This window comes from Pseudomonas sp. AM14(2022) (assembly GCF_036346455.1).
Classification (GTDB): Bacteria; Pseudomonadota; Gammaproteobacteria; order Pseudomonadales; family Pseudomonadaceae; genus Aquipseudomonas; species Aquipseudomonas putida_A.
Genome location: NZ_JAOTNY010000008.1, coordinates 142,300 through 162,461, shown reverse-complemented (window position 1 = coordinate 162,461; position 20,162 = coordinate 142,300). Strand labels below are relative to the sequence as shown.

At 62.4% G+C, this 20,162-nt stretch carries 20 protein-coding genes; 10 read left to right on the top strand and 10 right to left on the bottom strand.

Annotation, left to right across the window (positions count from 1 at the left end):
- Positions 1 to 71 precede the first annotated feature (71 nt).
- Positions 72 to 551: an Lrp/AsnC family transcriptional regulator gene (locus V3W27_RS17510; RefSeq protein WP_008081091.1), complete on the bottom strand. Its 480-nt coding sequence runs from the start codon at positions 549 to 551 to the stop codon at positions 72 to 74.
- Positions 552 to 1,006: 455 nt separating this feature from the next.
- Between V3W27_RS17510 and V3W27_RS17505 the strand changes: the two genes are divergently transcribed.
- Positions 1,007 to 2,047 (top strand): DUF6515 family protein, encoded by a 1,041-nt coding sequence (locus V3W27_RS17505; RefSeq protein ID WP_150368167.1) that lies wholly within the window; start codon positions 1,007 to 1,009, stop codon positions 2,045 to 2,047.
- On the opposite strand, the gene V3W27_RS17500 is transcribed toward V3W27_RS17505, so the two are convergent.
- The gene (locus V3W27_RS17500; RefSeq protein WP_098965762.1) at positions 2,041 to 2,949 is read right to left on the bottom strand and encodes a cation diffusion facilitator family transporter; all 909 of its coding nucleotides are present in this window, start codon (positions 2,947 to 2,949) and stop codon (positions 2,041 to 2,043) included. The two genes, V3W27_RS17505 and V3W27_RS17500, sit on opposite strands and share 7 nt — an antisense overlap.
- A gap of 9 nt (positions 2,950 to 2,958) precedes the next feature.
- Positions 2,959 to 3,378, bottom strand: a complete 420-nt coding sequence (locus V3W27_RS17495; RefSeq protein WP_003228492.1) for a hypothetical protein — start codon at positions 3,376 to 3,378, stop codon at positions 2,959 to 2,961.
- Between the two features lie 109 nt (positions 3,379 to 3,487).
- Between V3W27_RS17495 and hrpB the strand changes: the two genes are divergently transcribed.
- A complete protein-coding gene (gene hrpB, locus V3W27_RS17490; RefSeq protein ID WP_330207150.1) occupies positions 3,488 to 6,007 on the top strand; it encodes an ATP-dependent helicase HrpB in 2,520 nt (839 codons plus the stop codon).
- 161 nt (positions 6,008 to 6,168) lie between these two features.
- On the opposite strand, the gene V3W27_RS17485 is transcribed toward hrpB, so the two are convergent.
- Together V3W27_RS17485 and V3W27_RS17480 are read right to left on the bottom strand one after the other, a co-directional pair.
- A complete protein-coding gene (locus V3W27_RS17485; RefSeq protein WP_285373969.1) occupies positions 6,169 to 7,248 on the bottom strand; it encodes an endonuclease/exonuclease/phosphatase family protein in 1,080 nt (359 codons plus the stop codon).
- A gap of 74 nt (positions 7,249 to 7,322) precedes the next feature.
- The gene (locus V3W27_RS17480) at positions 7,323 to 7,997 is read right to left on the bottom strand and encodes a YciC family protein (protein ID WP_330207149.1); all 675 of its coding nucleotides are present in this window, start codon (positions 7,995 to 7,997) and stop codon (positions 7,323 to 7,325) included.
- A gap of 178 nt (positions 7,998 to 8,175) precedes the next feature.
- On the opposite strand from V3W27_RS17480, the gene V3W27_RS17475 reads away from it, so the two are divergent.
- The 3 genes from V3W27_RS17475 (at position 8,176) to V3W27_RS17465 (ending at position 10,290) form a co-directional block, all read left to right on the top strand.
- The gene (locus V3W27_RS17475; RefSeq protein WP_096795265.1) at positions 8,176 to 8,934 is read left to right on the top strand and encodes a DUF2076 domain-containing protein; all 759 of its coding nucleotides are present in this window, start codon (positions 8,176 to 8,178) and stop codon (positions 8,932 to 8,934) included.
- Between the two features lie 230 nt (positions 8,935 to 9,164).
- Positions 9,165 to 9,644, top strand: coding sequence for an NYN domain-containing protein (locus V3W27_RS17470; RefSeq protein WP_041065128.1), 480 nt, complete (start codon positions 9,165 to 9,167; stop codon positions 9,642 to 9,644).
- Positions 9,645 to 9,684: 40 nt separating this feature from the next.
- Positions 9,685 to 10,290 (top strand): 3'-5' exonuclease, encoded by a 606-nt coding sequence (locus V3W27_RS17465; RefSeq protein WP_098965754.1) that lies wholly within the window; start codon positions 9,685 to 9,687, stop codon positions 10,288 to 10,290.
- A gap of 134 nt (positions 10,291 to 10,424) precedes the next feature.
- On the opposite strand, the gene V3W27_RS17460 is transcribed toward V3W27_RS17465, so the two are convergent.
- The gene (locus V3W27_RS17460; RefSeq protein WP_027612871.1) at positions 10,425 to 10,877 is read right to left on the bottom strand and encodes an Lrp/AsnC family transcriptional regulator; all 453 of its coding nucleotides are present in this window, start codon (positions 10,875 to 10,877) and stop codon (positions 10,425 to 10,427) included.
- Positions 10,878 to 11,040: 163 nt separating this feature from the next.
- Between V3W27_RS17460 and yedA the strand changes: the two genes are divergently transcribed.
- Positions 11,041 to 11,982 carry a drug/metabolite exporter YedA gene (gene yedA / locus V3W27_RS17455; RefSeq protein WP_103367261.1) on the top strand — a complete coding sequence of 314 codons (942 nt, stop codon included), beginning with the start codon at positions 11,041 to 11,043 and terminating at the stop codon, positions 11,980 to 11,982.
- Between the two features lie 65 nt (positions 11,983 to 12,047).
- On the top strand, positions 12,048 to 13,388 hold the full coding sequence (locus tag V3W27_RS17450; protein ID WP_097089306.1) for a DEAD/DEAH box helicase: 1,341 nt from the start codon (positions 12,048 to 12,050) through the stop codon (positions 13,386 to 13,388).
- Positions 13,389 to 13,505: 117 nt separating this feature from the next.
- Here the strand turns inward: V3W27_RS17450 and V3W27_RS17445 are convergent, their stop codons facing one another.
- Together V3W27_RS17445 and V3W27_RS17440 are read right to left on the bottom strand one after the other, a co-directional pair.
- Positions 13,506 to 14,747: a TIGR03862 family flavoprotein gene (locus V3W27_RS17445; protein WP_096795262.1), complete on the bottom strand. Its 1,242-nt coding sequence runs from the start codon at positions 14,745 to 14,747 to the stop codon at positions 13,506 to 13,508.
- 293 nt (positions 14,748 to 15,040) lie between these two features.
- Positions 15,041 to 15,961 carry a histone deacetylase family protein gene (locus V3W27_RS17440; RefSeq protein WP_202370570.1) on the bottom strand — a complete coding sequence of 307 codons (921 nt, stop codon included), beginning with the start codon at positions 15,959 to 15,961 and terminating at the stop codon, positions 15,041 to 15,043.
- An 82-nt stretch (positions 15,962 to 16,043) separates the two neighbouring features.
- Between V3W27_RS17440 and V3W27_RS17435 the strand changes: the two genes are divergently transcribed.
- The 3 genes from V3W27_RS17435 (at position 16,044) to V3W27_RS17425 (ending at position 18,178) form a co-directional block, all read left to right on the top strand.
- Positions 16,044 to 16,613 (top strand): GNAT family N-acetyltransferase, encoded by a 570-nt coding sequence (locus V3W27_RS17435; protein ID WP_103367265.1) that lies wholly within the window; start codon positions 16,044 to 16,046, stop codon positions 16,611 to 16,613.
- 105 nt (positions 16,614 to 16,718) lie between these two features.
- Positions 16,719 to 17,588, top strand: coding sequence for an acyl-CoA thioesterase II (gene tesB, locus V3W27_RS17430; RefSeq protein ID WP_003228466.1), 870 nt, complete (start codon positions 16,719 to 16,721; stop codon positions 17,586 to 17,588).
- Positions 17,585 to 18,178, top strand: coding sequence for an HAD family hydrolase (locus V3W27_RS17425; RefSeq protein ID WP_027612865.1), 594 nt, complete (start codon positions 17,585 to 17,587; stop codon positions 18,176 to 18,178). Before tesB ends, V3W27_RS17425 begins: the two co-directional genes overlap by 4 nt.
- A gap of 115 nt (positions 18,179 to 18,293) precedes the next feature.
- On the opposite strand, the gene V3W27_RS17420 is transcribed toward V3W27_RS17425, so the two are convergent.
- A complete protein-coding gene (locus tag V3W27_RS17420) occupies positions 18,294 to 19,247 on the bottom strand; it encodes an alpha/beta fold hydrolase (protein ID WP_330207148.1) in 954 nt (317 codons plus the stop codon).
- On the bottom strand, positions 19,248 to 20,138 hold the full coding sequence (ypfJ, locus tag V3W27_RS17415; protein ID WP_330207147.1) for a KPN_02809 family neutral zinc metallopeptidase: 891 nt from the start codon (positions 20,136 to 20,138) through the stop codon (positions 19,248 to 19,250).
- Positions 20,139 to 20,162 lie beyond the last annotated feature (24 nt).

Below are 20,162 nucleotides of genomic sequence, written 5' to 3'. Positions count from 1 at the left end.
TCTCGGTTGAACACAGATAGTGTGCTTGACGAATCTCAACTGTGGGAGCGGGCTTGCTCGCGAAGGCGATGTCAGTTGCGCAGATGCGTCAGCGGCAGTTCGGTGCTGTTGAGCACCTGATTCAGTACAAAACTCGAACGCACGCTGGTCACGCCTTCAATCCGGGTCAGGTGCCCCAGCAACAGCTTCTGATAGTGATCCATGTCCGGCACCACCACTTTCAACTGATAGTCGGCATCCACGCCGGTCACCAGGCTGCATTCCAGCACTTGCGGCAGGGTGCGGATCGCCGCTTCGAAATTCTCGAAACGCTCCGGTGTGTGCCGGTCCATGCCGATCAGCACGTAGGCGGTCAGGCTCAGGCCGAGCATCTTGCGATCGAGCAGGGCGACCTGGCGCGAGATGTAGCCGTCGTCCTCCAGTTGCTTGACCCGGCGCGAGCAGGGGGAGGGTGACAGACCGATGCGCTCGGCCAGTTCCTGGTTGGAGATGCGGGCGTCGCGCTGCAATTCCGCCAAAATACTCAGGTCGTAACGGTCGAGTTTGCTCATGAATCAGTCCTTGGTTGTAACTATTGCGGCGGATTATCTATCCAGGGTTAAAAATTGCGCAAGCAGTGTTTATTTGAGCAATCTTCGCAATCTTCTGTCGCGCCTGGCGGCCTATTCTTATCACCAGAATCACTGCTCGGTAACACAGTCCACTGCGGCCCGCCCAATCAGGCCCGCCGCGGCCGCCACCCCCACCGGGGATGGGCCGGCCCCCGAGCTGCACACTGTCCAGAAGACGGCGTGAGGTGAGCCGACGTCAAAAGCGTCGAGCCAGGACGAAGTTCTCTAAAGGGAGGCCGACGGGTCTCCCTTTTTCTTGCCTGCGATTTTTTGTGCCTCGATGCACAGCCTTCCTCAATAAATAAGTCTCGTGACTGATAACCTGTCGCAGAACCCGGTGTGCGTATTCCCGGTCTTAGCTACAAGCCCTCTTAATACCCGCAGTGAGGAAGAGCATGAAGTCGCGCATCTGGCGTCTGGCCGGTGTTGGTTTGCTGTGTGTGAGCGTCAGTGCGCAAGCGCTCGCCGACGATCCGGAGAGCCGCAGCCCTAATGGTGGACGCGGCCCTGAGCATCAGGGAAACAACCAGGGCCATGGGGGCGATCATCAGCCCCACGGGCAGAACAATCCGCCGCCGCAAAATCAGCCGCGGCCGCAGAACAACGAAATCATTCGGGGCGACAACAGCCGCCAGTTCGAGCACAACGGCCAGCAGCACAACAATGGCCAGTGGCAGAACCAGAACCGCACGCCCAATCAGCCTGCTCCGGTGCATCAGGCGCCACCGTCGAACAACCTGCCGATCCAGCCACGGCCCGACACTGTGCGCCAGACTCAGGAGCCGCGTCAGGGCTACTACCGCGACGAGCGCCCGCAGAACGGCTACCACAACCAGCAATGGCAAACCGGCAACCGGCCCAATGACAATCGCTGGCCGGGTCGCCCGGACGGACATGGCAACGGTTGGGGTCCAGGCCCGCAATACCGCCCGGGGCATGTGATCGACCGCTTCCCGGATCGCGAATACCGAGTGCCGTATCGCGGTCAGGATTACTTCTATTCCGGCGGCTACTGGTATCGCCCGCAAGGCCCGCGCTACATCGTCGTGCAGCCGCCACGAGGGATTCGCACCCAGTATCTGCCGGACTATGCCCGTGAAGTGTGGATCGGCGGTGCGCTGCTGTTCCTCGCTGCCGGTTCCTACTATGCGTATCAGGAAGCCACTCAGGATTACGTCGTAGTCGAACCGCCGGTGCAGCAACCGCCGCAACCGCAGCCGCAATCCCAGGGCTATGACGTCGAGGCTTATCCGGCCAACGGGCAGTCGCCGGAACAGGTGCAGCAGGACGGTTATCAGTGCTACCAATACGCCGTGCAGCAGAGCGGTTTCGACCCGCGTACCGCGACCTATCAACCGGCATCTGAAGTGGTGCAGGCTTACCGTCAGGCTCAGGGCAACTGCCTGAGCAGTCGCGGTTATCAGGTGTCTTACTGAATCCGGGTTTGCGCCCGCTCGGTCTTGACCACTTCCTGCGGGTCGGCGTGCACCAGCACTTCGGCTCGCGGGTAGGCGGCGTGAATCGCGTCCGCCGCCTGATCGCTGATGCCGTGAGCCACTGACAAGGTCAGCTCCCCTGGCAACTCCAGATGCAACTGCACGAACCAGTGGTTGCCTGAAATCCGCGTGCGCAAATCATGCGCGCCCAATACGCCAGGTACAGCGCAGGCCAGTTCGAGCATGTGCTGACTGACGTCCGTCGGCAGCTCTTCATCCATCAGCACAGAAAAACTTTCCCGGGCGATCTGGATCGCGCTCCACAAGATGTACCCGGCGATCCCCAGACCGAACCATGCGTCCAACTGATGAAAGCCCATGCCGGCGAGGATCAGCGCAATCAGAATGCTGCCGTTGAGCAGCATGTCAGAACGGTAGTGCAGCGAGTCGGCGCGCACGGCGTTGGAGCCGGTCTGCTTGATCACCCGATGTTGCAGCGTCAGCAACGCGGCGGTCAGCAGCAGCGAGAACACGATCACGCCGATGCTCAGCCACGGCGCGCCCAACGGCTCCGGTTGCTTGATGCGTTCATACGCCTGGAACGCAATCAGCACCGCACTGCCGCCGATGAACAGCGCTTGCGCCATGCCCGCCAGCGATTCGGCCTTGCCGTGGCCGTAACGGTGATCGTCATCGGCCGGACGCAGCGCGTAATGCACCGCCAGCAGATTGAGCAGCGAAGTGACGCCATCCAGCGCCGAGTCGGTGAGGCCGGCGAGCATGCTCACCGAGCCGCTCAGCCACCAGGCGATGGCTTTGGCGATGATCAGCGTGCAGGCCACCGCCACCGAAGCGCGGGTTGCCAGCCGCAGCAGGCGGGCGTGTTCGGGGCTGGTGGTCATGTGACTTCCTTATGCGGCGGGTTGCAGGCCGAACATCGCCAGTTGTTGCGTGCTGCCCTTGTGCTGGATCAGGCGTGGATCGTCCAGCGGCAGGTTGCGGCCCAGTTCTGTTTCGAGAATAGCCTGCAACTTGAGGTTATCGACCTGACCGTCCGGGCCGACCGCCTGTTTGAGCTTGGCCGGATCGACCTGAGCGGTGTGGCCCGGTTCGAAATAGATCGCACCGGTGGTGAAGTCCACGGCAAAGGCGATCAGGCCGGGAATCACGTAGAACAGCAGGCCTACGGCGTCGAGCACGGCAATCGCCGGGTCGATCTTGCCATCGATCTGACCGCGACGATCCGGGTAGAAAATCGAACCGCAGGCCGTGAGTTGAGTGAGCAGGGTGGCGACCAGTACACCGCCGATCAGGCGAGAAGGTAAGCGCATGGAAAATCTCCTGAGTCATCTATTAACGAAGCTTCGTCTTGTGAAGTTAAGACCCTGACGAACGCTTGGCAGTTCGCCGTTATACTCGCCGCTCTGTTTGGGAGCCAGCATGATTTCTTTGCCGATCGATGAAGTTTTACCCGCCCTGCGTGAAGCCTTGGCGACACGCCACGAAGCCGTGCTCGAAGCACCGCCCGGCGCCGGTAAAACCACCCGCGTGCCTTTGGCCTTGCTCGATGAAGCGTGGCTGGCCGGGCAGACCATTCTGATGCTCGAACCACGGCGTCTCGCCGCGCGAGCCGCTGCCGAACGGTTGGCCAGCGAACTGGGTGAGAAGGTCGGTGAAACCGTCGGTTATCGCATCCGCCTCGACAGCAAGGTCGGCCCCGATACCCGTATCGAAGTGGTCACCGAGGGGATTCTCACCCGGCGTCTGCAGGATGATCCGGCGCTGGAAGGCGTCGGTCTGCTGATCTTCGACGAATTTCACGAACGCAGTCTTGATGCCGATCTGGCCTTGGCCCTGAGTTTGAACGGTCGTGAACTGTTCCGCGCTGAACAGCCGCTGAAGATTCTGCTGATGTCCGCCACGCTGGAAGGCGAGCGTCTGGCCGGGTTGCTGGATGACGCGCCGATCCTGCGCAGCGAAGGGCGCATGTACCCGGTGACGATGCGCTGGGGCCGGCCGTTCCAGCCCGGCGAATACATCGACCAGCGCGTGACCCAGACCGTCCTCGAAGCGTTGCACGATGAAACCGGCAGCCTGCTGGTGTTCTTGCCGGGGCAGGCGGAAATCCGTCAGGTGCATCAGCAACTGAGCGATGCCATCGGCGAGCGTAAAGACGTATTGCTCTGCCCATTGCACGGCGAACTGGACCTGAATGCCCAACGCGCTGCCATCGACCCGGCGCCGGCCGGCCAACGAAAAGTGGTGCTGGCGACCAACATCGCCGAGACCAGCCTGACCATCAACGGCGTGCGCGTGGTGATCGACGCCGGGCTGGCGCGGGTGCCGCGTTTCGACCCAGGCAGCGGCATGACCCGCCTCGATACTCAGCGTATTTCCAGGGCCAGCGCCACCCAGCGTGCGGGCCGGGCCGGACGTCTGGAGCCGGGCGTTTGTTATCGCCTGTGGTCGCAGGATCAGCACGAGCAGCTCGCCGCTTACGGCAGTGCGGAAATACTGTCGGCGGATCTGGCGAGTCTGGCGCTGCAACTTGGACGCTGGGGCGTGACCCCGGGCGAGCTGGTCTGGCTCGATGTGCCGCCGGCAGCGGCTTATGCCCAGGCGCAGGATTTGTTGCAGCGCTTGGGCGCGGTCGAAGGCGAGGCGCTGACGTCCCACGGTCAGGCCATGGCCGAGTTGCCGGCGCATCCGCGCATCGCCCATCTGTTGCTGCGCGGTCAGGCGCTGGGGCTGGCGAACATGGCGTGTGACGTCGCGGCACTGCTCGGCGAGCGCGATATCCTGCGCGGTGCCGGAGCGGATTTGCACAGCCGGCTGGTGCTGCTCTCCGGCGAAGAACGCGCGGCACGCGGTGCTCAGGGCGGCGTGCAGCGTGCGCGGCAACTGGCGCGGCAATATCGCGGTTACCTGCGCGGCAAGGCCAGCGCGCCGGTCAGCGATCCTGATCACCCGCGCTGGCTCGGTGCGTTGCTGGCGCTGGCTTACCCGGATCGGGTTGCCCAACAGCGGCGTGCCGGTGGCGCCGAATATCGTCTGGCCAATGGGCGCGCAGCACTGTTCGCCGAAGCCGACAGCCTGATGAAGGAGCCGTGGATTGTGATTGCTGATCTCGGCAGTCGTCAGGGCCAGCGTGAAGAACGGATTTACCTGGCGGCGGATTTCGATCCGGCGCTGTTCGATTCTGTACTCGCCGAGCAGGTGCATAACGTCGATCAACTGGACTGGGACGAGCGCGAAGGCGTGCTGCGCGCCGAGCGTCAGCGCAAGGTTGGCGAACTGATCCTCAGCCGCGAGCCGTTGACCGGTCTCGACGAAGCGGCGCGCAGTCAGGCGCTGGTCAATCTGGTGCGGCGCAAGGGGCTGGAGTTGTTGCCGTGGACGCCGGAGCTACGGCAGTGGCAGGCGCGGGTTGCCCTGTTGCGGCAATTGGATCTGGCCACGCAGGATGACAGTCAGTGGCCGGATGTCAGCGATGTAACGTTGCTGAAAACCCTCGAGCATTGGTTAATGCCTTACCTGGGCAAGGTCTCGCGGCTCAGCCATTTCGCCAATCTGGACCTGTCGAGCATCGTCCGCAATCTGCTGCCGTGGCCGTTGCCGCAGAGGCTTGATGAGCTGGCGCCGCATCACATCAGCGTGCCGTCGGGGTCATCGATTCGTCTGGATTACAGCGAGTCTCCGCCGATTCTCGCGGTGCGTCTGCAGGAGTTGTTCGGCCTCGCCGAGACGCCGCGAATTGCCGGCGGCCGGCAAGTGGTCAAGCTGCACCTGTTGTCCCCGGCACGGCGGCCGGTGCAGGTGACGCAGGATCTGGCCAACTTCTGGCGCAGCACCTATGCCGAGGTGAAGAAGGATCTCAAGGGGCGCTATCCGAAGCATTATTGGCCGGATGATCCGTTGGTGGCCGAGGCGACCGCGCGGGCCAAGCCGCGCGGCACCTGAAGAGCAAAACATCGCAGCCTGCCAACCAATCACGGTACGACATCAATCTATTGTGGGAGCGGGCTTGCTCGCGAAGGCGGTGCGCCAGGCACGGATCCATCAACTGACACGGCGCTTTCACGAGAAAGCCCGCTCCCACAGTGGGATATCGTGTTAACTGGCTACGGGGCGGCGGGCAGCAGGAACCGCGCAATCACCGGCAAGTGATCGGAAATGCGCAACGTATCGTCCTGACGCACCCTCGCCTCGACCCGTTTGATCTTCGGGCTGTAGAACAGATAGTCGACCGTGCGATCCGGGCCATTCAGGCCGGGGTCGTTGGGGTAGTGGGTCAGCCAGTGGGCGCGGTCGATGCCGCTGGCTTCGTTGTTGGTCGGGATCATCGGGTACTTGTCCCACAACAGATGCAGGGCGCTGTCGATCGCGTAGGGCGTGCGCTGCTCGGCGGGCAGACGCTGATACTGGCCCAGCGGCAACAGATTGAAGTCGCCGCCGATCAGCCATGGCAGGCCCTGGCTTTCGTACTTGTCGAGCACTTTGGCCACCGCCGTCACTTGCGCCTGCAAAGTCTCGTCCGGTTGGCGGGCGCGATCCAGATGGGTGTTGAATACCGTCAGTTGTCCGCCGTCGCTCAGCGGCAGCTTGGTGGCGAGCAGGGCGTCTTTGGGTTGGAACTGGCGGGAGATGAAATTCGCCGGGGGCACCGGCAATTGCAGGCGTTCGGCGTGTTCGATGCGGTAACGGCTCAGGGTCACCAGTTGCCGGCCAACGCTGCCGAAGATGTGCGGGTCGGGGACGAACTCGGCTTTCCAGTCGAAGGCATGGGCGCTGCACGGGTAGAGATCGGTGACCCGTTCCTGCAGCAGCTTGAGCTGATTCTGGTAATCGCTGGCCTTGGCGCCGTCATCCAGCTCCTGCAGCAGCACCACGTCGGGCTGCTCGTCGCGAATCACCCGCGCCACTTCGTCGAGACTGAAGGCCATGTCCTCCGGGGATGGTGCTTCATCGGCGCCTTGGGCGAGATCGTTCCAGAACACGTAGCGCTTGCCAGCCAGATACTGCACGTTCCAGGTCATGACTTTCAGCGCTTGCCCGGGCACCAGGGTCGGCGGCGTACCGGTGCAGGTAACGGGCAGGGTCTCCCGTGCGCCGGGGCGCCAGGTCAGGCTGTAGAGCAGCCCGCCGATCAGGGCGACGGCGAGCACAATCAGCAACAGGGTGTAGCGCAGCAGACGGGGCATGGCTCGGCTTATCGCGTTACAAAAGTGGCTCCGAGCATACCTGACCGCAGAGCCTTGGCCCAAGGGTCGCGAAGTCAGACCGCTCCGGTACGTTTGTCAGGCAATTCGCTGATCAACATGAACAGGCGGAACAGCACCACACTGGTGAACAGTTGCAGGAAACTGTGCGCACTGTCGATCAGTACCGCGATCAGCGGATTCTGCGGGTCGGGGTATGCCGCCAGCGTTGCACCCTTGAGCAGCCACAACGGCCCCATCACACACAGAATGCACAGCAGGATCCGCCAGAAATGCCCACGGGTCAGGCGCAGACTTTCCTTCATCGCCTGCAACGGCCCCATACCGCGCAACACCAGCAGGTATTCAGCGAATGCGAGCATGACCATCAGCATCAGCCCCGGCAGGAAATACAGCGACAACCCCAGCAGAATCAGCAAGGTATTGAGCGCGGTGAGCAAGGCGAAACGCGGCCACAGGCGCGCGGACATCGCCAGCAGATCGAGATTGCGCGGAGCTTCGCCACGGGTGCGTGCGTCGAGGAACAGGATCAGCGCGGCGGTGTACAGCGGATACACCAGCAGACCGACGACCACGCTGGCGGCGGAGAAACTGTCCGGGTCGGTGACGTGATCCACCACTTGTTGCAGCGCCGCCTCGAAGATCACCAGCGGCAGGCACAGCTGCACGATGCTGACCAGGTGGCGTTTGAAAAAATACAGAGAGTCGCGCAGTACATCGAAGGCATTCATCAGTCGGTATCGCAGGTCGAAAACAGTGGCTCACTTTAACCGATGATGGGCGGGCGGACACAAACGTAAACATTCGGTAAAGGTCGTTGAAACATCCTGTCACTGCCTCCATTACAGAGGTGCGCCATGTCCACCGTGGACACGGGCAACGTTATCCCCGGCAATCTACGAGGTCGCCATGAACAGCGAAGAGCAAACCCTGATCGATGGACTGTTTTCCCGGCTGCAACAGGCCGAAACGGAGGCAGCCCCGCGCGACGCCCAGGCCGAGGCGCGGATCAAGGAACACCTGACCCGCCAGCCGGCGGCAGGTTATTTCATGACCCAGGCGATTCTGGTGCAAGAGGCGGCCATCAAGAGCCTCGACGAACAGAACAAGCAGCTGACCCGGCAAGTCCAGCAATTGCAGGCTGAACTGCAAGCGGCCAAGTCGCAGAGCGCGGCCCCGGCGCCAAGCGGCGGCGGTGGTTTCCTGTCGAGCATCTTCGGCGGCGGCAGCTCGCGTCCAGCGCCGACCCAGAGCGCTCCGGCTTCTACCGGCGGCTGGCGTGAGCCGGCACCGCAGCAGAACTACGCTGCGCCAGCGCCACAACAGAACTATGCCGCGCCACCGCCCAACTACGCGCAGCAAGCAGCTCCGGCTGCGGGCAGCAGCTTCCTCGGCGGCGCTCTGAAAACTGCAGCTGGCGTGGCCGGTGGCGTGATGCTGGCGCAGGGCATCAGCAGCCTGTTCCATCACAACCAGCAGCCCGAAGAAATCGTTGAAGTGATTAAGGAAGAGCCGGCGCAGGTGGCTGACCAGAGCGGCAACGACTGGGGCAATGACCAGCGTGTGGCCGATAACGGTTTCTCTGGCAATGACCAGGGCGGATTCACTGATACTGATTACAGCGATGACAACTCGTCGTTCTTCGATGACGACGATTCGTTCGTCTGACTAACGGTCAGGCACCAGGCAACACCGTTTCTGTGGCGAGGGAGCTTGCTCCCGCTGGACTGCGCAGCAGGCCCTTCTTTTAAAAGACAGGGTCGCTGCGCAACCCAGCGGGACGGTGCGACGATTCGACAAGCTCCCTCGCCACACTGCTTTTTACTGGCATACTGAGCGCCTTTTTCGGGCCCGGCGCCTGATCCCGCTTCGTGCGCTATGCGCTCACAGGAATCCCGGTGAAAAAAATCGCAGTGTTCGCCGATGTGCAGAACCTCTACTACACCGTGCGTCAGGCCTATGGTTGCCATTTCAACTATGCCGCGCTGTGGGCGGACGTGAGCAAGCACGGGCAGATCGTCGAGGCCTACGCTTACGCCATCGATCGCGGCGACAGCAAGCAGCAGCAGTTCCAGCAGATCCTGCGCAACCTCGGTTTCACCGTGAAGCTCAAACCCTACATCCAGCGCAGCGACGGCTCGGCCAAGGGCGACTGGGACGTGGGCATCACCCTCGACATCATGGACGCCGCCGACCACGTCGACGAAATCGTCCTGGCCTCCGGTGACGGCGACTTCGACATGCTGCTCGAACGCATCATCAGCAAGCACGGCGTACAGGCAGTGGCCTATGGCGTGCCGGGTCTGACCGCCAACTCGCTGATCCGCGCCGCCAGCCGTTATGTGCCGATTGAAGGCGCACTGCTGTTGAAAAACTGAGCGTTGCTCAAGAATTGATTTGAACGGAGTTGAACCCGGTTTGGAACGCATTGCAGTCATCGACTTTGAAACCACCGGCCTGTCGCCGAACAGCAGCTGCCGCGCCACGGAAATCGCCGTGGTCATGCTGGAAAACGGCCGTATCGTCGAGCGTTACCAGAGCCTGATGAACGCCGGCGTGCGCGTTCCTGCGTTCATCGAACAACTGACCGGCATCAGCAACGCCATGCTGCGCAGCGCGCCGCCGGCCGAGCGGGTGATGGAAGAGGTCAACGAATTCGTCGGCTGCACCCCGCTGGTGGCGCACAACGCCTCGTTCGACCAGAAGTTCTGGGACTTCGAGCTTGGGCGGATCAAACGCACTCGATTGCAGAACTTCGCCTGTTCGTTGCTGCTTGCCCGACGCCTGATGCCGGCGGCGCCGAACCACAAGCTCGGCACCCTCACCACGTTCGCCCGCCTGCCACACACCGGCCAGGCGCACAGGGCGATGGCGGATGCCGAGATGGCGGCCAACCTGATGGCGCATCTGGCGGAAGAATTGCGGCACAAGCATGGGGTGCGTGAGCTGAACCATGACCTGCTGTGCAAACTGCAGAAAGTCCCGGCGGCCAAAGTCAGCGAACACCTGCAGCGCTATCGCTGATCTCGAAGTCACCCAAAATCCCCTGTGGGAGCGGGCTTGCTCGCGAAAGCGGTGTGTCATTCGGCAAAAGGTTGTCTGACACTCCCTCTTCGCGAGCAAGCCCGCTCCCACATTTGGATCTTCTGAGTTCCTGATTACTTACCGTTGCCTTCTATATGGCTCAACGGCACCCGCTTCTCGATCGCGCTCGACAGCACAATCGAGGTCTTGCTGAAGCCGAACTTCGCCACGCGATTGATCAATTCTTCCAGCTCCGTCATCGACGCCACTGCACCCTTCATCATCACGCACGGATCGCCCGTCACCCGAAAGCACTCGGTCAGCTGCGGGATTTTCACCAGTTCGTCGTAGACCTTCTGGCTGCCGTTCTGGTGCAGGCGCAATTCGATCATGCACTGGATCGGCAAACCGATTTTCGACAGGTCGATGTTCGCCTGATACCCGGTGATCACTCCGGCGGCTTCAAGCTTGGCCACGCGCTCGGCCACTGCCGGGGCGGACAGGTTCACCTTGCGCGCCAGATCGGCATAGGACGCGCGACCGTTTTCCAACAGGGCGCTGAGCAGCATGCGGTCGTATTTGTCCAAGGCCGGACTCCTGAAATTGCCAGACTTTCGAAATCGCGGTTTATTCCGTCGATCTCCGTTGTTTCAAAAGTGTACCGGCGCCATAAACAGGTTTTGTAGCTTATTTTTGCTCGCGGGCCTTTCTAGAATAATTCACACCCTGCCTCTGACTGTCGAGCTGCCCATGCCTGCCTTGCGCCGTTTTTCTCTGCCGCTGATCGCCGCGTTTTTTGCGCTGTACGTGATTTGGGGATCAACCTATCTGGTGATCCGCCTCGGCGTCGAATACTGGCCGCCGCTGATGCTCGGCGGGGTGCGCTTCGTGATTGCCGGCAGCCTGATGTACGCCTTCCTGCGCTGGCGCGGGGCGCCTGCACCGACCTGGGCGCAGTGGAAAGCGGCGGGGATCATCGGGATTCTGCTGCTCAGCTTCGGTAACGGCGCGGTCAGTGTCGCCGAGCACACTGGCGTGGCGTCAGGCGTGGCAGCACTGGCGGTGGCGACGGTGCCGTTGTTCACGTTGCTCTTCGGGTATTTCTGGGGCGCGCGTAATACCCGCCTCGAATGGGCCGGGGTGGCGTTGGGGATCGTCGGCATTGCCATGCTCAACATGGGTTCCAACCTGCAATCGAGTCCGCTGGGCGCGGCGTTGCTGATTTTTGCAGCGGCGACCTGGGCGTTCGGCTCGGTGTGGAGCAAACACCTGCCGCTGCCGCAAGGGGCGATGGCCAGTGCCGTGGAGATGCTGGTGGGTGGCGTGGTGCTGTTGATCGGCAGCGCAGTGAGCGGCGAACATCTGCAAGCCTTGCCGCCGATGGAAGGCTGGCTGGCCTTGGGTTATCTGATCTTCTTCGGGTCGATCATCGCCTTCAATTCCTACATGTACCTGCTCAAACACGTGCGTCCGGCGGCGGCCACCAGTTATGCCTACGTCAACCCGGCGGTGGCGGTGTTGCTGGGGATCGTGTTTGTCGGCGAGACCATCGGCATGGAAGAAGCGCTGGCGATGCTGGTGATCATCAGTGCCGTGGTGCTGATCGGTCTGCCGCAGTGGCGGCGGCCGGCGCAGCCGCTCGTCGTGGAGACGCCGAAGACCGCCGTTCCAGCAGAACAGCGTGTGAATTAGGGTAAACTGCGCGCCATTGCACACTCGTGTCGCACAATTGCGCTGAATTTTCCTACGGTACTCCCATGACTTTCGCCTCTCTTGGCCTGATCGAACCCTTGCTGCGCTCCCTCGAGAAGCTCGGCTACCAGACTCCAACGCCGGTCCAGGCGCAAGCCATTCCGGCCGTGCTGGCCGGTCGCGACCTGATGGCCGCGGCCCAGACCGGCACCGGCAAGACCGCCGGTTTCGCCTTGCCGCTGCTGCAGTTGCTGGCCATGGAAGGGCCGAAAGTGGCCGCCAATTCGGCGCGTGCACTGATTCTGGTGCCGACCCGCGAGCTGGCGGAGCAGGTTCATGAGTCGGTGCGCCAATACGCTGAAAACCTGCCATTGCGTACGTATGCGGTGTACGGCGGCGTCAGCATCAACCCGCAGATGATGAAGCTGCGCGGCGGCGTTGATGTGCTGGTCGCCACGCCGGGTCGCCTGATCGACCTGTTCCGCCAGAACGCGTTGAAACTCGATCAGTTGCAAACTCTGGTACTCGACGAAGCCGACCGCATGCTCGACCTGGGCTTCTCCGAAGAACTGGCGAACATTTACCGCATGTTGCCGAAGAAGCGCCAGACGCTACTGTTCTCCGCGACCTTCTCCGATGACATCCGCCTGCTGGCCGGGCAGATGCTCAACGATCCGCTGAGTATCGAAGTCAGCCCGCGCAACGTGGCGGCCAACACCGTCAAGCAGTGGGTAGTGACGGTGGACAAGAAGCGCAAGCCGGAACTGTTCGTGCACCTGATGCGCAAGAACAAGTGGAAGCAGGTGCTGGTGTTCGCCAAGACCCGCAATGGCGTCGATGCGCTGGTGGAAAAACTCCAGGGCCTGGGCATCAACGCCGACGGCATCCATGGCGACAAACCGCAGGCGACCCGTCAGCGTGCGCTGGATCGTTTCAAACTCAGTGAAGTGCAGATTCTGGTGGCGACCGACGTCGCTGCCCGTGGTCTGGATATCGAAGATTTGCCGCTGGTGGTCAACTTCGACCTGCCGATCGTCGCCGAGGATTACATCCACCGCATCGGTCGTACTGGCCGTGCGGGCGCGACGGGCGAGGCGATCTCGCTGGTGTGCGCGGATGAAGTAAACATGCTCTCGGCAATCGAGATGCTCACCCGCCAGACCCTGAAGCGCCAGAACGAGCCGGACTTCGAACCCGAGCACCGCGTGCCGGATACCGATGCCAGCGGTCAGGTGATCAAGAAGCCGAAGAAACCGAAAAAGCCGAAGACGTCCGGCGGCGGTGGCGGCAAACGCAATCTGGGCAAGTGGGTCGACAGTGGCGACACCCAGGCACCGGAGCCGTCGATCAAGCCTGTGCGTAAAGTGCCGGTGTTCAATACCGGGCCGCGTAAGCGCAAGCCTTGATCTGATGAGGCGTCTGTAAGGACGCCTTCGCGAGCAGGCTCGCTCCCACAAGGGATCTCCTTGTTACTGGAGATCAGTGTGGGAGCGAGCCTGCTCGCGAAGGACGCACCTCGGTCTTCAGCCCTTACTCTGCAACCACTCCAACATTCCCAATCCCACCGCCCGGCCACTGGCAAAGCACCCGGTCAGCAGATAGCCGCCTGTCGGCGCTTCCCAATCCAGCATCTCGCCCGCACAGAACACCCCCGGCAACGCCTTGAGCATCAAACGCTGATCCAGCGCTTCGAACGTCACGCCACCGGCACTGCTGATCGCTTCGTCAAGCGGACGGGTTTTCACCAAGGTCAGCGGCAACGCCTTGATCGCCCGCGCCAACAACGCCGGATCAGCGAAGGTTGCCGCGTCAGTCAATTCACGCAACAACGCCGCTTTCACCCCATCAATTCCGACCTGACTGTGCAGATGCTTGGCCATCGAGCGTGAACCGCGTGGCTTGCTCAACGCTGCCTGCAATTTATCCACAGGTCGGCCGGGCAACAGATCGATGTGCACCGTGGCTGAACCCTGCGTATTGATCGCCTCACGAATTGGTGCCGACAGCGCATAGATCAGGCTGCCTTCAACCCCGGTCGCGGTGATCACGCATTCGCCCAAGCGCGGGATATCGTCGTTCAAACCGATGGCGACATTTTTCAGCGGTGCACCGGCGAATTTGCTGACAAGCAATTCGCTCCAGGCCTGCACCTCGAATCCGCAATTGCTCGGCTGCAACGGCGCCAGTCCTACGCCTTTTTGCTCCAGGGGCAGCATCCACGCGCCATCCGAACCCAGGCGCGACCAACTGCCGCCGCCGAGGGCGAGCAGGGTGGCATCGGGTTTGACGGTGATTTCGCCGTCGGGGCTGCTGATGCGCAGTGCGCCGTGTTCATCCCAGCCGAGCCAGCGATGGCGGGTGTGGATAACCACGCCGCTGTCGCGCAGGCGTTTGAGCCAGGCGCGCAGCAGCGGCGCGGCTTTCATGTCGGTGGGGAACACCCGGCCGGAGCTGCCGATAAAGGTTTCGATGCCCAGTTCATGAATCCAGCGGCACAACGCGTCGGCGTCGAAACCGCGCAGTAACGGCGCGATCTGCGGCGCGCGTTCGGCGTAGCGCGCGAGGAATGCCGGGTAAGGCTCGGAGTGAGTAATGTTCATGCCGCCGACCCCGGCCAGCAGGAACTTGCGCCCCACCGAGGGCATGCCGTCGTACAGATCGACGCGCACGCCGGCCTGGCTCAGCACTTCGGCGGCCATCAGGCCGGCGGGGCCACCGCCGATGATGGCGACGTGAGCGGGGTGGGGGGCGGAGTTCTGGGTCATGGCGTGCGCTGCGGTATGGCGGGATAAGGCGCGCATTCTAACAGCGCAGACCAATGTGGGAGATCCCTGTGGGAGCGAGCCTGCTCGCGAAAGCGGTGGGTCAGTCACCTTCTAAGTCGAATGTGCCGAAGTCTTCGCGAGCAGGCTCGCTCCTACAGGGAGATCATGTGGATTAGATGACTGGTCAAAAAATAACCATCGCGCTGTACGCCATGTTCGATATGGCCTGTAGTCCCTTTCGCTCAGGTTATCCACAGGCCGTTCCACAGCGATTGTGGGTAACGCAGCACAGCTTAGTGACATCCGTGTGACGTCCAGACCCGTTGCGCGCTGTGATGCAGGATGCCGTGGCGGCGGGCGAGGGCGTGGCGATCCTTGCTGTAGCCGCCGCCGATCACGCCGACTACCGGGATGTCGCGGCCCAGGCAATGGCGCATCACGCTTTCATCGCGGGCGGCGACGCCTTCGTCTGTCAGTTGCAGATAACCGAGGGCGTCGTCCTTGTGCACATCGACCCCTGCGTCGTACAGCACCAGGTCCGGTTGATACAGCGGCAGCAGGTAGTTGAGCGTGTCATCCACCACTTTCAGATAATCGGCATCGCCCATGCCGTTGGGCAGCGGAATGTCCCAGTCGCTTTCGGCCTTGCGTGCAGGAAAATTCTTCTCGCAGTGCAGGGAAACGGTAATGGCCTCTGGGGTGTCATGCAGGATCCGCGCGGTGCCGTCGCCCTGATGCACGTCGCAATCGAAGATCAGCACCCGGTTCACCCGACCGCTTTGCAGCAGGTAATGGCTGATGATTGCCAGGTCGTTGAAGATGCAGAACCCGGCCGGGTAGTCATAGTGAGCGTGATGGGTGCCGCCGGCGAGGTGACAGGCCAGACCGTGCTCGAGGGCTTTTTCCGCAGCGAGTATCGAGCCGCCGACCGCCCGCACCGTGCGCCGCGCCAAGGCTTCGTTCCACGGCAGGCCAAGGCGCCGCTGGTCTTCGCGAGACAACTCGCCGCTCATGTAGCGTTCGATATAGCGACGGTCATGCGCCAGGGCGAGGATGTCGTTGGGGCAGATCTCGGGACGCAGCAGGTCGGCGTCGCGGGTCAGGCCGCTGTCGACCAGGTGGTCGCGCAGCAAGCGGAATTTATCCATTGGAAAGCGGTGATCCGCCGGAAACTCGGGGCTGTAGTCTTCGTGGTAGATCAGCGGCAGGGGCATGGCAACTTCATGTAGGAACGATGGAAAGAGTGAACGATCCTACCAGCGATGTAGACTGGCGGCATGGAAATGGAGGGGCATGATGGAGCCGATTCAGCAACTCGAAAGCGCACGCCTGCTGATGCGTCAGTGGCGCGACGAGGATTTGCCGGCATTTGCGGCGATGTGTGCCGATCCTCAGGTGATGCGTTACTTTCCGGCCCCGCTCAGCCGTCTCGAAAGTGCGTCGATGATCGGCCGGGTGCGCGGGCATTTTGCCGAGCACGGTTTCGGTCTGTGGGCGCTGGAGCGCAAGGACAGCGGTGAGTTCATCGGTTTCACTGGCCTGGGTGTGGTCGGTTTCGATGCGCCGTTCACCCCGGCGGTGGAAATCGGCTGGCGTCTGGCCCGCGAGCATTGGGGGCTGGGCTATGCCAGTGAGGCGGCGTGGACGGCATTGCGCGCAGGTTTTGATCGGCTGGGGCTGAAGGAAATCGTGTCTTTCACCGCCCAGAGCAATCTGCCGTCGGAGAAAGTCATGCAGGCGATTGGCATGCAGCACGATCCGGCCGATGATTTCGATCACCCCAAACTTGCCGTCGATCACCCGTTGCGGCGGCATCTGTTGTACCGAATTACCAGGGAGCAATGGCTGCAAACCCTGCATGGCTAAGCCGACACGGACGTTTACAATGGCGCGACAGTGGCTCGCGCCAGAACCTGAATGGGCCGCCGCAGCCAAGACTGCGCGGCATAGCGTTGTGTGAGGAGAGTCTGAATGAGCCAAGTGTTGGAAGATCTGGTCGACCTGCTGACCCTGGAGCCGATCGAGGAAAACCTGTTCCGTGGTCGCAGCCAGGACTTGGGTTTCCGTCAGTTGTTCGGTGGCCAGGTGCTCGGTCAGTCGCTGTCGGCGGCCAGTCAGACGGTTGAAGAGGCGCGTCATGTGCATTCGATGCACGGCTATTTTTTGCGCCCGGGCGACGCCAAGTTGCCGGTGGTGTATTCGGTGGATCGCGTGCGTGACGGCGGCAGCTTCAGCACCCGACGGGTCACTGCGATCCAGAAGGGCCACCCGATCTTCACCTGCAGCGCGTCGTTCCAGTACGACGAGGCTGGCTTCGAGCATCAGAGCCAGATGCCGGTGGTGGTCGGCCCGGAAAACCTGCCGTCGGAGCTGGAACTGACCCAGCAACGCGCGCACCTGATCCCCGAGCACATGCGCGAAAAACTGCTGTGCCCGAAACCGATCGAAGTGCGCCCGGTCACCGAAAAGGATCCGTACAACCCGCAGCCGGCCGATCCGGTGAAGTATGTGTGGTTCCGTGCCGACGGTGCGCTGGCGGATATTCCGGCGCTGCACAAGTACCTGCTGGCCTACGCCTCGGACTTCGGTCTGCTGACCACCTCGATGCTGCCGCACGGCAAGTCGGTCTGGCAGAAAGACATGCAGGTCGCCAGCCTCGATCACGCGCTGTGGTTCCACAACGATCTGCGCGCCGATGACTGGTTGCTCTACGCGATGGACAGCCCGTGGGCCGGCAATTCCCGGGGATTCTCCCGTGGCAGCGTGTACAACCGCGCCGGGCAACTGGTGGCATCGGTGACCCAGGAAGGCCTGATTCGTCACCGCAAGGACTGGGCATGAGCCTGAGCGATGTGAAGCACTGGGTGTTCGACATGGACGGCACCCTGACCATCGCCGTGCATGACTTTGCGGCGATCCGCGTGGCGCTGGCGATTCCGCCCGAGGACGACATTCTCACCCACCTTGCAGCGCTGCCGGCCGAGGAGGCCGCAGCGAAACACGCGTGGTTGCTGGAGCATGAGCGCGATCTGGCGCTGGGCTCGAAACCGGCGGCCGGTGCGGTGGAGCTGGTGCGCGACCTGCACGGGCGCGGCTATCGGCTAGGCATCCTGACGCGCAACGCACGGGAGCTGGCGCATGTGACGCTCGACGCCATCGGCCTGGCCGACTGCTTCGCCGTGGAAGATGTGCTGGGCCGCGATGAAGCGCCACCGAAGCCGCATCCCGGCGGGTTGCTGAAACTGGCCGAGGCCTGGAAGGTGCCGGCCCGCGAGATGGTGATGGTCGGGGATTACCGCTTTGATCTGGATTGCGGTCGGGCGGCCGGGGCACGGACGGTGCTGGTGAATCTGCCGGACAACCCGTGGCCGGAGCTGACGGACTGGCATGCGCAGGATTGTGTCGAGTTGCGGCGGATGCTTTTGGCCTGAGATCTTCGGTGCCTGTCAGATTGCCTTCGCGAGCAAGCCCGCTCCCACAGGGGAATGCATTCCAAATGTGGGAGCGGGCTTGCTCGCGAAGAGGCCAGAACGGCCACCGCAAGAATTACTGATCAAACAGCGCTTTCAGCCCCTCCGGCGACGTCAACATCCCATCGCCGTTATGCCCGACCCCGGGCACTTCAACCAGCCGCTGATTGACCCCTTCCGGATGCCGGCGCAGCAGGTAGCCGAAAAACAGCTTGCCGCGTTCCAGCCGATACGCGCCTTGTGCCTCGGCGGCGCAACTCTTGTCCAGCGCCGGATGTTGCGGGTCTATGTCCTGCTGCCCCAGCAGGTAAATCACTTCGCGTTTGATGTAGCTGCTCTCAAGCTGCAACGGTGTTTGCCCACCGGCGTACACCGGCATGTCGGTCAACCCGTACTTCCAGCGATTGAAACCCGGGCACTGTGCGTGATCGAACGCTACCGGCCGCTGTTCGTTGAAATACGCGTACGACGACGGATTGGCCACCACATAGCGCAGGCGAATGCCATTGGCCTTCAGCGCCGGTTGCTCTTTGGCCAGCAGGGCATAGCGCTGCACCACTTGTCCGCCACCGGAATGGCCGAAAATCACGATCTGCTTCACGTCCGGAAACTGCTTGCGGTCGCTGACCCGGGCGACGATGGCATCGAGTGCGGCGTAGGAACTCAGCGGCTTCGGCCCTGTGGATAACCCGCCGCCCATCCACTCGTTGCCTTTCCAGCGCAGCAATGTGTTGGGCAGGGAGTACAGGGCGACGTCGCTTTCGTTGAGAAACTGCGGCGCGATCACCAGCGTGTGCGCCGTTTGCCCGGCCAGTTCGGTGGCGCGTTCGGCACTCTTGCGGTAGGTCTCGGCATTGCGCAGCCGTCCGTGAATGACGATCAACACCCGCTCGATTTTTTCCGGTGCCGGGCTGATGCCGACGGCCATTTCGCCGGCCTCGAATTGCAGGCGCCCGGGACTGATGGCATCGACGCCTGCCGCGTGCGCGTTGCCGCCGATGATCAGTAAAGCCAGAAGCCATTTGCGCATTTACAGGTTTTTCGCCGCGAAGGTATCGCACTGGCCGACCTGGCCCTGAGCGAAACCGGTTTTGAACCAGCGCACCCTTTGCGCCGACGTGCCATGGGTAAACGAGTCCGGCACCACACGACCCTGACCCTGTTGTTGCAGGCGATCATCACCGATGGCGTTGGCCGCATTCAAGGCCTCTTCGACGTCACCCGGTTCCAGCCAGTTCAGGCGCTTCTGCGCATGGTAGGCCCAGACGCCGGCCAGACAGTCGGCCTGCAACTCCTGACGTACCAGCAAACCGCCGTCGCCCTGCATCTGCCGACCCTGCTGACGGGCCGCCTGAATTTTTGCCGAGACGCCGAGCAGCGTCTGCACATGGTGGCCGACTTCGTGCGCGATCACGTAAGCCTGGGCGAAGTCGCCGGCGGCCTTGAAGCGCTGGGCCATTTCCTGGAAGAAGGCCATGTCCAGATAGACTTTCTGATCCGCCGGGCAGTAGAACGGGCCGGTCGCCGAAGTCGCCAGCCCGCAAGCGGAATTCACCCGGTTGCTGAACAGCACCAGGGTCGGATCCTTATATTGGCGCCCGGCCTGCTGGAAGATGGCGCCCCAGGTGTCTTCGGTATCACCAAGGATCGAACGCACGAATTCGGCTTGCTGGTCGTTGGCCGGTGGCGCCTGGCGGGTTTGCGTCGAGGCCGGTGCCGATTGCTCGGTCATTTGCCCAGTGAGCTGGCCGAGGATCTGCAACGGATCCTGTCCGGTGATCCAGCCGATGCCGACGATCAGCAGGATCGCCCCCAGGCTCAGGCCTTTGCCGCCACCGAACCGCATGCCACCACCGCCGCCGCTATCATCGCCACGGGCATCGACGACGTTGTCACTGCGTCGGCCTTTTTTCCATAGCATGTGGGAATCCTCTTTTCTGTTCGT

What these genes read in the sequence shown, in the direction of transcription:
- V3W27_RS17510 (WP_008081091.1), bottom strand. Translation starts at nt 551, where the DNA reads ATGAGCAAACTCGACCGTTACGACCTGAGTATTTTGGCGGAATTGCAG.
- V3W27_RS17505 (WP_150368167.1), top strand. Translation starts at nt 1,007, where the DNA reads ATGAAGTCGCGCATCTGGCGTCTGGCCGGTGTTGGTTTGCTGTGTGTG.
- V3W27_RS17500 (WP_098965762.1), bottom strand. Translation starts at nt 2,949, where the DNA reads ATGACCACCAGCCCCGAACACGCCCGCCTGCTGCGGCTGGCAACCCGC.
- V3W27_RS17495 (WP_003228492.1), bottom strand. Translation starts at nt 3,378, where the DNA reads ATGCGCTTACCTTCTCGCCTGATCGGCGGTGTACTGGTCGCCACCCTG.
- hrpB (WP_330207150.1), top strand. Translation starts at nt 3,488, where the DNA reads ATGATTTCTTTGCCGATCGATGAAGTTTTACCCGCCCTGCGTGAAGCC.
- V3W27_RS17485 (WP_285373969.1), bottom strand. Translation starts at nt 7,248, where the DNA reads ATGCCCCGTCTGCTGCGCTACACCCTGTTGCTGATTGTGCTCGCCGTC.
- V3W27_RS17480 (WP_330207149.1), bottom strand. Translation starts at nt 7,997, where the DNA reads ATGAATGCCTTCGATGTACTGCGCGACTCTCTGTATTTTTTCAAACGC.
- V3W27_RS17475 (WP_096795265.1), top strand. Translation starts at nt 8,176, where the DNA reads ATGAACAGCGAAGAGCAAACCCTGATCGATGGACTGTTTTCCCGGCTG.
- yedA (WP_103367261.1), top strand. Translation starts at nt 11,041, where the DNA reads ATGCCTGCCTTGCGCCGTTTTTCTCTGCCGCTGATCGCCGCGTTTTTT.
- V3W27_RS17450 (WP_097089306.1), top strand. Translation starts at nt 12,048, where the DNA reads ATGACTTTCGCCTCTCTTGGCCTGATCGAACCCTTGCTGCGCTCCCTC.
- V3W27_RS17445 (WP_096795262.1), bottom strand. Translation starts at nt 14,747, where the DNA reads ATGACCCAGAACTCCGCCCCCCACCCCGCTCACGTCGCCATCATCGGC.
- V3W27_RS17440 (WP_202370570.1), bottom strand. Translation starts at nt 15,961, where the DNA reads ATGCCCCTGCCGCTGATCTACCACGAAGACTACAGCCCCGAGTTTCCG.
- V3W27_RS17435 (WP_103367265.1), top strand. Translation starts at nt 16,044, where the DNA reads ATGGAGCCGATTCAGCAACTCGAAAGCGCACGCCTGCTGATGCGTCAG.
- tesB (WP_003228466.1), top strand. Translation starts at nt 16,719, where the DNA reads ATGAGCCAAGTGTTGGAAGATCTGGTCGACCTGCTGACCCTGGAGCCG.
- V3W27_RS17425 (WP_027612865.1), top strand. Translation starts at nt 17,585, where the DNA reads ATGAGCCTGAGCGATGTGAAGCACTGGGTGTTCGACATGGACGGCACC.
- V3W27_RS17420 (WP_330207148.1), bottom strand. Translation starts at nt 19,247, where the DNA reads ATGCGCAAATGGCTTCTGGCTTTACTGATCATCGGCGGCAACGCGCAC.
- ypfJ (WP_330207147.1), bottom strand. Translation starts at nt 20,138, where the DNA reads ATGCTATGGAAAAAAGGCCGACGCAGTGACAACGTCGTCGATGCCCGT.